The following is a 12,841-nucleotide window of genomic DNA, read 5'->3' as shown; positions in this document are numbered from 1 at the left end:
TCTCGACTCCATGCCGCCGCCTCAAGGGGGCGGCATGACAAAAAATCTCGAACAAGAGGGCGCACACGATGTATTTCCTGAGCAAGCTGGAGAGCGGCTATTTGCAACTCGTCAGAATCATCTTTCTGGTGCTGGCGACGCTGGCGTTAATCGTCGCGGTGGTGGCTGGCGTGCCGGCCATGATGAATTACAACGCCAAGGCCGTGGCCGTGCCTGCGGATATATCGGTCAACGCGTCGGCGTTCAGTCTGGGAGACGCTGAGCCGGCCTCCGGTCAGCCCAATACCGACGCCGCGCCGACGGACCCGGCGGAAAAGGAACGAGCCGCGCTGCTCGATGGTCTGCACGCCGTGCTGCTCAAGCATGGAAAGAGTCTCGTGGGGACCGGATTTACCTTGGAGAAGAGCGACCTGCAGGGAGTCGTCGGTTCATGGATGGACGATACCGATCGCGGCGCAAACTTCGGGAAGGCGCAAACGAAGTATCTGGACGATGTGCTGTCGCGCGCGGACGTAGGCAAGAAAGTCAACGGCTCGCAAGACCAATTCTTCTCGGTGGTGAGTGCCGCGATCACGCAGTTCACTTTGGCGTGGGAGGCGCAACACGCGGCCATCGAGTCGAAAAAGGCTGCGGCAGAGGTAGATGCTTCCGCCAAGCGTATTTCGGCACTCCAGTCGCTCAGCGTGGTCGCCGGTGCGACGGGCCTCTTCATTACGCTGGTGCTGTCGCTGATCATGTTCCGTGTCGATCGCAGCATTCGCAAGTTGGCCGGCACGCGCGTCGCTGCCTGACCGGTTCCCGGGCTTCGAAAGCAAAAACGGCGCGCTGTCCTTCCGGACAGCGCGCCGTCTGCATTTTCAGGCGCCAGAGTTGGCGCCGGCGATCAGATCGCCCAGCCGCCGAGATAGAACACGGCGAGCACGACCGCGATCGCCACCGTGCCGACGTTCAGCTTGCGCCATTCGCCCGCCACGATGCGGCCGATCACGAGCGTGGTGAAGCCAAGCATGATGCCCGTCACGATGTTCGCCGACAGCACGATATACACCGCGCAGACGAGGCCGGACATCGTGTCGACGGTATCGTCGAAATGCAGCTTGCTGACATTGCCGAGCATCAGCAGACCGACGTACATCAGCGCGGGCGCCGTCGCGTAGGAAGGCACGAGCGCGGCGAGCGGCGAGAGGAACATCACCACGAGGAACAGCACGCCGACGACCGCGGCCGCGAGGCCCGTCTTCGCGCCCGCCGCGACACCCACCGACGATTCGATATACGCCGCAGCCGGCGCGCCGCCGAAGCACGCGGAGAAGATCGAACTCAGCGAATCGGCGGTCAGCGCGCGGCCGCCGTTGATGATGCGGCCGTTCTTGTCGATCTGGCCTGCCTGACCGGCGACGGCGCGGATCGTGCCGGTCGCGTCGAACACGGCGGTCATCACGAGCGCGAGCACGCTCGGCAGCACGGCCATCGACAGCGCGCCCTTGATGTCCATCGCGCCAATCAGCGATGCATGGCCCGGCGCCGACAGCGACGGCAGCGCGAAGATGCCGTGAAAGCGCACGGACGGATCGAAGATCAGGCCGATCGCCGACAGACCGACGACGACGAGCAGGATGCCGCCCGGCACGCGCCGACGCTCCAGACCGAAGATCGCGGCCAGGCCCAGAACCGACATCAGCACCGGAAAGGCCGTGATGTGCCCGAGCGACACCGGCATGCCGGGCGCGGGATTCTTGACGATCAGGCCGACATCGTTCGACGCGATCAGCAGCAGAAACAGGCCGATGCCGATGCCCGTGCCGTGCGCGACGCCCGTCGGCAGATTGCGCAGGATCCACGAGCGCACGCCGGTGACGGAGATCGCCGTGAACACGATGCCCATCAGGAACACCGCGCCGAGCGCGATGGCCGGCGTGAGGCCCTTGCCGAGCACGAGGCCGAAGGCCGTGAACGCGGTCAGCGAAATCGCGCAGCCGATCGCGATCGGCAGGCGCGCCCAGACGCCCATCAGAAGCGAGCCGAATGCGGTGGTGAGACACACGGCGACGAACACCGCGCTCGTGTCGAAGCCTGCCTTGCCGAGCATGCCCGGCACGACGAACACGGAATAGACCATCGCGAGGAAGGTCGTGACGCCCGCGACGATCTCGCGCTTTTCCGTGCTGCCGGTTTGCGAAATGCCGAAGTAGCGATCGAGAAAGCCGCCGCTGGCGGCCTGAGTGCTTTCGTCTCGTTCGGTGGAGGTGATATCGATGTCGCCAAGCTGCTGGGCGGGGGATTCCATCATGAGCTGCTCCTTTATCAGCACGCTGAAACGGCAACCGTGCACCGCGCTCACTGCACGCGGTCACTGCGGGGCCATCGTCAGGGTCGTCTCGTATGTAGTTCTGGATGATGCCGAGTGACGTGCACTTACGGCTGCACTCGGTCAGGACAGAGACTAGGGGAACAGAACGCGGGGTCCAATCCCATGAAAAACATGCCGGTCATGCCGAGGGGCTTATATGCCGCGAAACCCGCATGGGGCGGGGCTTCGGCAAGACCGGCGAGGAGCCGGACTAGGGCAAACGCTAGTCCGGTCCGAGCCGCTATTTTACTTGCTCGCCGTTGTGCGGCGCATTACCGGATGACGCGTGACACGCCACGTCCGCGCGGGTCGGACATCGGTTCGGGCTTGTCGCCGTCGATGCGGATCGCCTGAATGTCGCCGTTGAAGCCCTGCATCGTGAACTTGTAGCCCTTGTCCTCGAGCTGCTTGATCACGTCGGCGTCGAGCTGATGGTACGGCTCCTGGAAGATCGTGTTCGGCGGCAGCAACTGATGATGGAAACGCGTCGCGCCCACGGCGTCGGCGAGCGGCATGTTGAAGTCGTACACGTTCGTGATGACCTGGAAGATCGACGTGAAGATGCGCGATCCGCCCGGCGTGCCGATCACCATCGCGACCTTGTCGTCCTTCGTGAGGATGGTCGGCGTCATCGACGAGAGCGGGCGTTTCTTCGGCGCGATGGAGTTCGCATCGCTGCCGACGACGCCGAACATGTTCGGCACGCCCGGCTTCGACGCGAAGTCGTCCATTTCGTCGTTGAGCACGATGCCCGTGCCTTCCGCGATCACGCCCGAGCCGAAGTAGCCGTTGATCGTGTACGTGTTCGATACCGCGTTGCCCCATTTGTCGACGACCGAGAAGTGCGTCGTCTCCGCTTTCTCGGGCATCGACGTGCCGAGTCCCGGCTGCACGCTCTTCGTGTCCGAAGGCGTGTCGGGATTCACTTCCTGCGCGCGCTTCAGGATGTAATCGTCGTTGATGAGCTGCGCGACCGGCACCTTGTAGAAATCGGGATCGCCGAGATATTGCGCGCGGTCCGCGAAGACGCGTTTCTCGATTTCGGCCACGAGGTGAATGTACTGCGCGGAATCGAGCGGCACGTCCTGGAACTTGTCCTTGATATCGGCCTTCATCTTCAGCAACTGCACGAGGCCGACGCCGCCCGAGCTCGGCGGCGGCGCGGTGATCACGCGATAGCCGTTCCAGCTCGCGGTGATCGGCTGACGCCACACGGCCTTGTAGTCCTTCAGGTCGCGCGTGGTGATGAGGCCGTGGCCTTCCATCGACTTGGCGATCAGATTGGCGGTTTCGCCTTCGTAGAAGCCTTTCGCGCCTTTATCGGCGATGCGCTGCAGCGTCATCGCGAGGTCGGGCTGCTTGAACACCTGGCCTGCCTTCATGCCGCCGAAATACAGGTCGAAATTGGTCTTGCCGGCGAATTCCTTCGAGGCGTCGTCGCGGCGCTTGACCAGTTGATCGTCGACTTCGAAGCCGTCCTGCGCATACTTGATGGCGGGCGCGAGCACCTGCTTCCACTTCAGCTTGCCGAAGCGTTTCTGCGCTTCCCACATGCCGTCGACCGTGCCCGGCACACCGACCGCGCGATGCCCGTAGAGACTCATGCCCTTGATGACTTCGCCCTTGTCGTCGAGGTACATGTTGCGCGTGGCCGAAAGCGGCGCGCGCTCGCGATAGTCGAGGAAGTACGGGCGATGATCGACGTAGAGCGTCATGAAGCCGCCGCCGCCGATATTGCCCGCCTCCGGATACGTGACGGCGAGCGTGAAGGCGATCGCGACGGCCGCGTCGACCGCATTGCCGCCCTGCTTGAAGATCTGCTCGGCGGTGTCGGCGGCGTACTTGTCCGCGACGGCGACCGCTGAGGCGTTCAGCACGGCCGGCTGGGCGTCGGCGGTTTTCGCATAGGCCGGCGCGGTCTCGACGAATCCCGCCGTCAAGAGCGCCGACGCGACGATGGCGCCGAGCGCGAGGGACCGGATGCGCGGTTCTTTTTTCAAAAGCATCTCCTGTATCTCCTTTGTTACGTGCGACGAAAGACTCAGACGCTTTATATACCACGAGCGCCGCGATGCAACGATCAGGGCATCAGTTGCCCGCCGTTCACGTCGATGATCTGCCCCGTCACGTAGCGCGACATCGCCTCGGACGCGAGATAGAGGAACGCGCCGCTGCAATCGTCGGGCTCGCCGATGAAGCCCATCGGGATCGACTTGCGGAACGATTCGAGTTGCTCGGGCGTCGTGAAGCGTTCCTGGAACGGCGTCTGAATCACGCCAGGTGCCACCGCGTTCACGCGGATGCGGTCCGCCATCAGTTCCTTCGCCATGCCCTTTGTGATCGTGCTGACGAAGCCTTTCGATGCCGCGTAGAGCAGCGCGCCCGGGCCGCCGCCGTTGCGCGCCGCCACCGAGGTCACGTTGATGATCGAGCCGCCGCCGCCCGAGCGCAGCGACGGCAGCGCCGCGCGCGTGAACGCGACCACCGAGCGCGCGTTGATGTGCATGATCTCGTCGAAGAGCTCGTCGCTCGCGGATGCGATCGGCTCGCGCTTCACGAGGCTGCCCGCGTTGTTGATGAGCACGTCGATCTTGCCGAAGGCATCGACGACCTGCGCGACGGCGGCGTCGATCGCCTTCGAATCGCGCACGTCCGCACCGACCGTGATCGCCGTGACGCCGAGCGCGCGCACGTCTTTCGCGACTTCCTCGGCCTTGTCCTTCGAACTGTTGTAGTGCACCGCGACATTCGCGCCGTACTGCGCGAATGCCCGCGCCGCCGCCGCGCCGATGCCGGTGCTCGCGCCGGTAATGAGGATCGATTTGCCTTTCAGATCGTGCATGAGTGCTCCGTGTTGATTGGATTTGAAGCGACTGCGACAAGCGAGAGTATGAAGCGAAGCGCGAATGCGCGTTCGCGGCGAAGCCGCCGGAATTGGCCGACAGCATGCCCGAGACGCGGGGCCGGATCAAGGCCGGGCACCATCGGTGGAACATGAGTGTCGAAGGGGACGCGGGCAGGGCGTCCGCGATATTTCAGGAGACTGACATGACCTCGCAAGTCGAACCGATTCCGCATGACCGTCGCGGCGTGATTCCGTACATGGCAGTGGCGGGCTGCGCCAGCGCCATCGACTTCTACACGAAAGTGTTCGGCGCGACGGAAACGTTCAGGATCGAGCAGCCGGACGGACGCATCGGTCACGCGGAGTTGTCGATCGGCGGCAACGTCATCTATCTTTGCGACGAGTTTCCCGATTACGGCACCGTGGGGCCGCTCTCGGTCGGCGGCACGCCCGTGATGCTGCATCTCTACGTGACGGACGTCGACGCGGTCGCGCAACGCGCCGCCGACGAAGGCGCGACGATCCTGCGCCCGGTCGAAGACCAGTTCTACGGCGACCGCGGCGGCAAGCTGCGCGATCCGTTCGGGCATGTCTGGTGGATCGGCACGCACATCGAGGATGTGTCCGCCGAGCAGATGCGCGAACGCGCGAGGAAACTGTTCGGCGTCTGAATTGCGCGCGGCGCGTCAGTCCGCGCCCAGAGGAACGGCGTCCAGCGCATCCTCCGGCGCATCGAACGAATAATGCTCGGCGACGCGCTTCACCGAATCCCGGAACGATGCGACGAGATCCGAGCGGATTCCGCTGCTCGGATACGACAGCACGTATTCGTACTCGATGTCGGTCTCGAACGGCCGCACGACGACGCCGTGCGCGCGCCACACCTTCGCCGCGAACGGCTCCACGATCGATATGCCGAGACCGCCCGCGACCATCGCATAGCGCGTGTGGGCCGTGTCGGTGAAGACCGTATAGCGCGGCCGGTCCTCGGTGGATGAAATGAGCGATTGTTCCGCGTCGTAGGGCTGCCGTGAATTCGGCAGCCAGCCGATCAGCTTCTCGCCGCGCAAATCGGACGGCCGCACGATCTTCTTTTTGGCGAGCTTGTGCGTGGCGGGCATCGCGCAGGACGCGCGCGCCTTCAGCAGCGTCTCCACCTCGATGCCCGCGACCGCCGGAAACGCGAGGCTCAGCGCGATATCGGCCTTGTGGTTCTGCAGGTTCACGAGCACTTCGGGCACCTTCACCGAATCGACCTTGATCGGCACGCCGGGATGCCGCTCGGTGAAATCGGCGAGCACGGGCGGCAGAAGGGTTGTCGCGAGCACGGGCATGCACGCGACCGTGAGGCCATCGGACGCTTCCTCGCGGATCATGGCGGCGACCTGCTTCAGACGCTCCAGCCCGAGAAAGTTCTCTTCGACGGACTTGTAGAAGCGCAGGCCGGCGGTCGTCGGATTCAGACGGCCGCCGACGCGCGAAAACAGACTGAAACCGAGATCGGCTTCGAGATCGGCGATCAGGCGGCTGATCGCGGGCTGCGTCACGTGGAGTTTTTTTGCTGCGCCGACACTGGTGCCGGTCATGATGAGGCTGCGAAAAGCCTCGATCTGGCGAAAACGGATCATCTTTCGGACGGCATTGAAGCGACTGTTAACGGCGACGCAATCTTATAGGAAACAAGCACTTGCTGCCTTAGCCCTATTCGTGCGCAGAAAGTCGCAAAGTGCGCCGATCCAACAAATTGAACGACTATTCGAAAAATTTAGTGTCTATAAGCACATGTGAGTGGCATCCGTCTTATTGATGCGAAATACTCGCCGCCAGCCTGAAGCGCGAATGAAAGCGTCCGCGTAAGAATTATCGTCGGATGCGCGATGCGTGCGTGCAATCGCCGCAGCAACGCGACAGAAACAAGAAAGCTTTTCGTTAAATTTGCGCGGTTCGAGATCGATTTGTTTATTCCATTTGCGATAAACAAATCGATGCATGTAGGACTCCGAATCTGCGCAAGTAAAACGAAAGCAAAGATCGACAATCGAGACAAAAGAGGATTCCCCATGACGTTGCTTTCCGTTCCGCACGTATCGCTCCAGCGCACGAAGCTGGCCGCCGCCGCAGCGCTGCTCGCGCTCTCCGCACTGAACGCGACGGCCGCCATCGTGCCGTCCGGCGTCGCGCTCGCCGCGAAGCAGGAACTCGTGCGCAACAACGGCTCCGAGGTCGAAACGCTCGATCCGGCGCTGGTCGAAACCGTGGTCGCGGCCAACGTCTCGCGCGATCTGTTCGAGAGCTTGACCGCCACGGACGCGGACGGAAAGGTGGTGCCGGGCGTCGCGGAAAAATGGGAACAGAAGGACTCGACGACCTGGATCTTCCATCTGCGCAAGAACGCCCGCTGGTCCAATGGCGATCCCGTCACCGCAAACGATTTCGTCTACGGCTGCCAGCGCTTCGTCGATCCGAAAACGGCGTCGTCGTATGCGAACGTGTTCGGTCCGTTCCTGCTGAACGGCGCCGAAATCGTCGCGGGCAAGAAGCCGGCGAGCGCGCTCGGCGTGCGCGCGATCGACGCGAACACCATCGAAGTCAAGACGGACGGCCTCGTGCCGTTCCTGCCCGAACTGATGTCGAATCCGAATCTCGGGCCGGTCCATCGCGCGACGGTCGAGAAATTCGGCAAGGACTGGACGAAGCCGGGCAATCTCGTCAGCAACGGCGCCTTTCAGCTCAAGGACTGGCAGGTCAACAGCAAGCTCGTGCTGACGAAGAATTCGAACTACTGGGACAAGACGAACGTTCAACTGACGCAGGTCACCTATCTGCCGGTCGAAGACGAGAACACGGACGTCAAGCTGTTCCAGTCCGGCGAGAACGACATGACGTATCAGTTGCCCACTGGCACGTATGCGAAGTACAGCCAGCAATTCCCGAAGGACATCCGCAACTCGCTGATTCTCGGCACGCGCTATTACAGCTTCAATAATCGCGATCCGCTGCTGAAGGACGTGCGCGTGCGCAAGGCGCTTTCGATGGTCATCGACCGCGATCTGCTCGCGCAGCGCGTGACCGCCGACGGCCAGACGCCGCTGTACGGCCTGCTGCCGAAGGGCGTGAGCGGCGCGGAAGTATCGAACTACGAATGGTCGACGTGGCCGATGGCGAAGCGCGTCGAGGAAGCGAAGAAGCTGCTGGAACAGGCGGGCGTGAAGCCGGGCACGAAGCTGAACTTCGCGATGAACACGAGCGACTACAACAAGAAGATGGCGATCTTCGTCGCGTCGGAATGGAAGACGAAGCTCGGCCTCACGATGGACATCGAGTCGATGGAGTTCAAGGTGCTGCTGAAGAAGCGTCATGGCGGCGACTATCAGATCGCGCGCAATGGCTGGGTGGCCGACTACAACGACGCGACGACCTTCCTCACGCTCGTGCAATGCAAGTCGGAGCAGAACGACAACTTCAGTTGCAGCCCGAAGGCCGACGCGCTCATCAAGGAAGCGGCCGCAACCACGGATCTCGCGAAGCGCACGCAGTTGCAGACGCAGGCGGCAAAGATCGTGATGGACGACTACCCGATGCTGCCGCTGCTGCAATACGGCTTGCCGCGTCTCGTGAAGAGCTATGTCGGCGGCTACTCGCTGAAGAATCCGATGGATCATTACGGCAGCAAGGATCTCTACATCGTCAAGCACTGACGCACAGGAGAAATCGCTCATGTGGTCCTACACATTGCGGCGCGTGCTGCTCACGCTGCCGACGCTCCTGATCGTCGTGACGGTCTGCTATCTGCTCTTGCACGCGACGCCGGGCGGTCCGTTCGACGGCGAGCGCAAGGTGTCCGCCGAAGTGCTCGCGAACCTGCAGGCGAAGTACCACCTCGGCGAGCCTTTGTGGAAGCAGTATCTGTTCTATCTCGACGGTCTTCTGCACGGCGATCTCGGCGCATCGTTCCGCTATGCCGACTGGAGCGTGAACGACCTCGTGCTGCGCGCGCTGCCGGTGTCGCTCGCGATCGGAGGCGTATCGATGCTCCTCGCCATCGTGATCGGCGTCGCGCTGGGCGTCGTGGCCGCGCTGCGTCGCAACAGCATCGCGGACTACGCGCTCATGCTCGTCAGCAACGCGGGCAACGCGTTCCCGTCGTTCGTGCTCGGGCCGGTGCTGATCCTCGTGTTCGCGATCCTGCTGAAGTGGCTGCCCGCGGGCGGCTGGAACGACTTCCAGTTGCGCTACATGGCGTTGCCCGTCGCGCTGCTCGCGATGATCAATGTCGCGACGGTCGGCCGCGTGACGCGTGCGAGCCTGATCGAAGTGCTGAATACGAACTACATCCGCACCGCCCGCGCAAAAGGATTGCCGATGCGCACCGTCGTCCTGCGTCATGCGTTGAAGCCGACGCTGATTCCGGTCGTATCGGTGATCGGGCCGCTCGCCATTTCGTCGATCACGGCGGCGGTCGTCACGGAATCGGTGTTCTCGCTGCCGGGCATCGGCAAGCTGATCGTGAACGGCGCGGCCAATCGCGATTACACGCTCGTGCTCGGCCTCGTCGTGCTGGTCACGGTGGTGGCGGTGCTGCTCAACCTGCTGGTCGATCTCGCGTATGCGTGGCTCGACCCGAAGATCCGTTATTGAAGGGCGCGCGATGAAATCTGCTTCTCTTGCACCGATGCTCGAAAAGGCGATCGCGGGCCGCAGCCCGTGGCAGGACGCGCGCGCGCGTTTCCTGCGCAACAAGGCCGCCGTCGTGAGCCTGATCCTGCTCGTTCTGATCACGCTCGCGTGCATCGTCGGGCCGTGGCTCCTGCCGAACGAGTTCGACTCCACCGACTGGAACGCGACGAGCGTCGCGCCCACGCTCGCGAACTGGCATCTCTTCGGCACCGACGATACCGGCCGCGATCTGCTCGTGCGCTGCCTGATCGGCGGGCGCGTCTCGCTGATGATCGGCGCGCTCGCCACGCTCACGTCGGTCACGCTCGGCATCGTGTGGGGCGCGATCGCGGGCTTCGTCGGCGGACGCATCGACAACGCGATGATGCGCATCGTCGACATGATGTACGCCATTCCGTATCTGCTCATCGCGATCCTGATGGTGACGCTGCTCGGCCGTGAGTTCTATCTCGTCGTCATCACCATCACGATCTTCTCGTGGATGGACATGGCGCGCGTCGTGCGCGGCCAGACGCTCTCGATCCGCTCGAAGGAGTATGTCGAGGCGGCGCGCGCGATCGGCGTGCCGACGCGGCGCATCATCGCGCGGCATGTGGTGCCGAATCTGCTCGGCATCGTCGCGATCTATACGACCGTCACCGTGCCCGCCGTCATTCTCACGGAATCGGTGCTGTCGTTCCTCGGACTCGGCGTCCAGGAACCGATGACGAGCTGGGGCGTGCTGATCCAGGACGGCGTCGGCGTGATGGAATCGTCGCCGTGGATTCTGCTGTTCCCGGCGGCGTTGTTGTCGATCACGCTTTACTGCATCAACTTTGTCGGCGACGGGCTGCGCGACGCGCTCGATCCGAAGGACAGGTGAGCCATGCCGCTACTCGAAGTCAATGATCTGCAGGTCGAATTCAGCACGCACGACGCCAACGTGCGCGCCGTGAACGGCGTGAACTTCACGCTGGAAGAGGGCGAGACGCTCGGCATCGTCGGCGAATCGGGCTCGGGCAAGAGTCAGAGCGTGCTCGCGATGCTCGGCCTGCTCGCATCGAACGGGCGCGCGCGCGGACGTGCGATGTATCGCGGCGAAAATCTCATCGGCATGTCGGATCGCGCGATGAACCGCATCCGCGGCAATCGTCTTTCGATGATCTTCCAGGACCCGATGAGCTCGCTCAATCCGTATCTCACGATCGAGCGGCAGATGACGGAAGTGCTGGAACTGCACAAGAACGTCACGCGCCGCGAAGCGAAGAAGCGCGCGATCTCGATGCTCGAAGCCGTGCGCATTCCGGAGGCGGCGCATCGCATCGGGCAGTATCCGCACGAGCTGTCGGGCGGCATGCGCCAGCGCGTGATGATCGCGATGGCCTTACTGTGCGAGCCCGAAGTGCTGTTCGCCGACGAGCCGACCACCGCCCTCGACGTCACCGTGCAGGCGCAGATCCTGCAACTGCTGCGTAACCTGCAACACGACTTCGGCACGTCGATCGTGTTGATCACGCACGATCTCGGCGTCGTCGCCGGGCTGTGCGAAAAGGTGATGGTGATGTACGGCGGCCGCGTGATGGAGCAGTGCGATGCGGCCACGCTGTTCGCGAAGCCTTCGCATCCGTACACCATCGGCCTGTTGCGCGCACTGCCGCGACTCGATCACGATGGCGGCGAACTGACCGGCATTCCGGGCAATCCGCCGAACATGGCGCATCCGCCGGCGGGCTGTCCGTTCCACGAGCGCTGCGCCGATGCCAGCGACGAATGCGCCGTCGATGCGCCCGCGCTGAAGGCCGTCAGCGCTGGATGGCTGCGGGCCTGTCATCGTCCGGTTCATCAAGTCACGAAGGAAACGAGCCATGTCTGACGCGACGATTCTCTCCGTGCGCGACATGCGCGTGCATTTTCAGGTGAAGCCGAAAAACCGCCTGCCGTGGGCGCCGCACCGCACGCTGAAGGCCGTCGACGGCGTGAGCTTCGAGCTGAAGGCGGGCGAGACGCTCGGCGTCGTCGGCGAATCGGGCTGCGGCAAGTCCACTCTGTCGCGCGCGATCCTGAACCTCATTCCCGCGACGGCTGGCGACATCGTATGGATGGGCGCGACGCTCTCGGGCGCATCGGCGCGCGAATGGCATCGCGTGCGCGGCGACGTGCAGATGATCTTTCAGGATCCGCTCGCGTCGCTCGATCCGCGCATGACGGTCGGACAGATCATCGCGGAGCCGCTCGTCGAGCATCGGCCCGGCATGGACAAGCAGGAAATCGATGTACGCGTGCGCGCGATGATGGCGAAGGTCGGCCTGCGCGAGCAGATGATCAACCGCTATCCGCACGAATTCTCGGGCGGGCAGTGTCAGCGCATCGGCATTGCGCGCGCGCTGATCGTCGAGCCGAAGCTCGTCATCTGCGATGAACCGGTGTCGGCGCTCGATGTGTCGATTCAGGCGCAGATCGTGAATCTGCTCAAGTCGCTGCAAAGGGAGATGAAGCTCGCGCTGATCTTCATCGCGCACGATCTCGCCGTGGTGCGCCACATCTCCGATCGCGTAATGGTGATGTACCTCGGCCGCGTGATGGAACTCGCGGAGAAGCATGCGCTCTACGACACGCCGCGCCATCCGTACACGCGCGCGCTGTTGTCGGCGGTGCCGGTGCCCGATCCGGCGGTCGAGCGCGCCAAGACCGTGCAGATTCTGTCCGGCGACATTCCGAGCCCGATCGATCCGCCTTCGGGCTGCGTGTTCCATACGCGATGCCCGATGGCGCAGGCGCGTTGCTCGCACGAAGTGCCGGCGCTGCGTGCGCTCGGGGCCGATTCATCGGCGGCGTGCCTGTTTGCTTGAATGGCGACTCGCGCCAATTAGAAAACCAACGATATTCGAGGAAGACACCCGCAATAAATAACGTCCGATAACCGGAGCGGCCATGCGCCGCTCATCCCTTGCTTCGTTTGCTGATCCGCCTGTACGCCTCGACGCTTTTTC

General features: G+C 63.3%; 11 protein-coding genes. 7 read left to right on the top strand and 4 right to left on the bottom strand.

The window, feature by feature from the left end; translation table 11 throughout:
- Positions 1 to 68 precede the first annotated feature (68 nt).
- Entirely contained in the window at positions 69 to 791 is a 723-nt protein-coding gene (locus tag QCE73_RS30360) for a hypothetical protein (RefSeq protein WP_309884823.1), read from the top strand.
- Between the two features lie 92 nt (positions 792 to 883).
- On the opposite strand, the gene QCE73_RS30355 is transcribed toward QCE73_RS30360, so the two are convergent.
- From QCE73_RS30355 to QCE73_RS30345, 3 genes are all read right to left on the bottom strand, one after another.
- Positions 884 to 2,290 (bottom strand): NCS2 family permease, encoded by a 1,407-nt coding sequence (locus QCE73_RS30355; RefSeq protein ID WP_035503626.1) that lies wholly within the window; start codon positions 2,288 to 2,290, stop codon positions 884 to 886.
- 332 nt (positions 2,291 to 2,622) lie between these two features.
- A complete protein-coding gene (gene ggt / locus QCE73_RS30350) occupies positions 2,623 to 4,356 on the bottom strand; it encodes a gamma-glutamyltransferase (RefSeq protein ID WP_309884822.1) in 1,734 nt (577 codons plus the stop codon).
- Between the two features lie 74 nt (positions 4,357 to 4,430).
- Positions 4,431 to 5,192: a glucose 1-dehydrogenase gene (locus QCE73_RS30345; RefSeq protein ID WP_309884821.1), complete on the bottom strand. Its 762-nt coding sequence runs from the start codon at positions 5,190 to 5,192 to the stop codon at positions 4,431 to 4,433.
- 206 nt (positions 5,193 to 5,398) lie between these two features.
- Between QCE73_RS30345 and QCE73_RS30340 the strand changes: the two genes are divergently transcribed.
- On the top strand, positions 5,399 to 5,866 hold the full coding sequence (locus QCE73_RS30340; protein ID WP_309884820.1) for a VOC family protein: 468 nt from the start codon (positions 5,399 to 5,401) through the stop codon (positions 5,864 to 5,866).
- 15 nt (positions 5,867 to 5,881) lie between these two features.
- Here the strand turns inward: QCE73_RS30340 and QCE73_RS30335 are convergent, their stop codons facing one another.
- Entirely contained in the window at positions 5,882 to 6,781 is a 900-nt protein-coding gene (locus QCE73_RS30335; RefSeq protein ID WP_309884819.1) for a LysR substrate-binding domain-containing protein, read from the bottom strand.
- 474 nt (positions 6,782 to 7,255) lie between these two features.
- On the opposite strand from QCE73_RS30335, the gene QCE73_RS30330 reads away from it, so the two are divergent.
- From QCE73_RS30330 to oppF, 5 genes are read left to right on the top strand one after another with little or no spacing between them, the layout of a single operon-like run.
- Positions 7,256 to 8,893 (top strand): peptide ABC transporter substrate-binding protein, encoded by a 1,638-nt coding sequence (locus QCE73_RS30330; RefSeq protein ID WP_051626934.1) that lies wholly within the window; start codon positions 7,256 to 7,258, stop codon positions 8,891 to 8,893.
- Positions 8,894 to 8,912: 19 nt separating this feature from the next.
- A complete protein-coding gene (gene oppB / locus QCE73_RS30325) occupies positions 8,913 to 9,833 on the top strand; it encodes an oligopeptide ABC transporter permease OppB (protein WP_035503621.1) in 921 nt (306 codons plus the stop codon).
- 10 nt (positions 9,834 to 9,843) lie between these two features.
- Complete coding sequence (locus QCE73_RS30320; protein ID WP_404989825.1) at positions 9,844 to 10,734, top strand: ABC transporter permease subunit; 891 nt, start codon at positions 9,844 to 9,846, stop codon at positions 10,732 to 10,734.
- A gap of 3 nt (positions 10,735 to 10,737) precedes the next feature.
- A complete protein-coding gene (locus QCE73_RS30315) occupies positions 10,738 to 11,724 on the top strand; it encodes an ABC transporter ATP-binding protein (RefSeq protein WP_035503619.1) in 987 nt (328 codons plus the stop codon).
- On the top strand, positions 11,717 to 12,700 hold the full coding sequence (oppF, locus tag QCE73_RS30310; RefSeq protein WP_309884818.1) for a murein tripeptide/oligopeptide ABC transporter ATP binding protein OppF: 984 nt from the start codon (positions 11,717 to 11,719) through the stop codon (positions 12,698 to 12,700). The genes QCE73_RS30315 and oppF overlap by 8 nt, the downstream gene beginning before the upstream one ends.
- The last annotated feature ends 141 nt before the right edge of the window (positions 12,701 to 12,841 follow it).

The sequence above is a fragment of the Caballeronia sp. LZ029 genome, from assembly GCF_031451275.1.
GTDB classification, from domain to species: Bacteria; Pseudomonadota; Gammaproteobacteria; order Burkholderiales; family Burkholderiaceae; genus Caballeronia; species Caballeronia jiangsuensis.
This window is presented reverse-complemented; position numbering and strand designations above follow the sequence as displayed.

Coding starts and splice junctions, on each gene's coding strand:
- QCE73_RS30360 (WP_309884823.1), top strand. CDS start 69: ATGTATTTCCTGAGCAAGCTGGAGAGCGGCTATTTGCAACTCGTCAGA.
- QCE73_RS30355 (WP_035503626.1), bottom strand. CDS start 2,290: ATGATGGAATCCCCCGCCCAGCAGCTTGGCGACATCGATATCACCTCC.
- ggt (WP_309884822.1), bottom strand. CDS start 4,356: ATGCTTTTGAAAAAAGAACCGCGCATCCGGTCCCTCGCGCTCGGCGCC.
- QCE73_RS30345 (WP_309884821.1), bottom strand. CDS start 5,192: ATGCACGATCTGAAAGGCAAATCGATCCTCATTACCGGCGCGAGCACC.
- QCE73_RS30340 (WP_309884820.1), top strand. CDS start 5,399: ATGACCTCGCAAGTCGAACCGATTCCGCATGACCGTCGCGGCGTGATT.
- QCE73_RS30335 (WP_309884819.1), bottom strand. CDS start 6,781: ATGACCGGCACCAGTGTCGGCGCAGCAAAAAAACTCCACGTGACGCAG.
- QCE73_RS30330 (WP_051626934.1), top strand. CDS start 7,256: ATGACGTTGCTTTCCGTTCCGCACGTATCGCTCCAGCGCACGAAGCTG.
- oppB (WP_035503621.1), top strand. CDS start 8,913: ATGTGGTCCTACACATTGCGGCGCGTGCTGCTCACGCTGCCGACGCTC.
- QCE73_RS30320 (WP_404989825.1), top strand. CDS start 9,844: ATGAAATCTGCTTCTCTTGCACCGATGCTCGAAAAGGCGATCGCGGGC.
- QCE73_RS30315 (WP_035503619.1), top strand. CDS start 10,738: ATGCCGCTACTCGAAGTCAATGATCTGCAGGTCGAATTCAGCACGCAC.
- oppF (WP_309884818.1), top strand. CDS start 11,717: ATGTCTGACGCGACGATTCTCTCCGTGCGCGACATGCGCGTGCATTTT.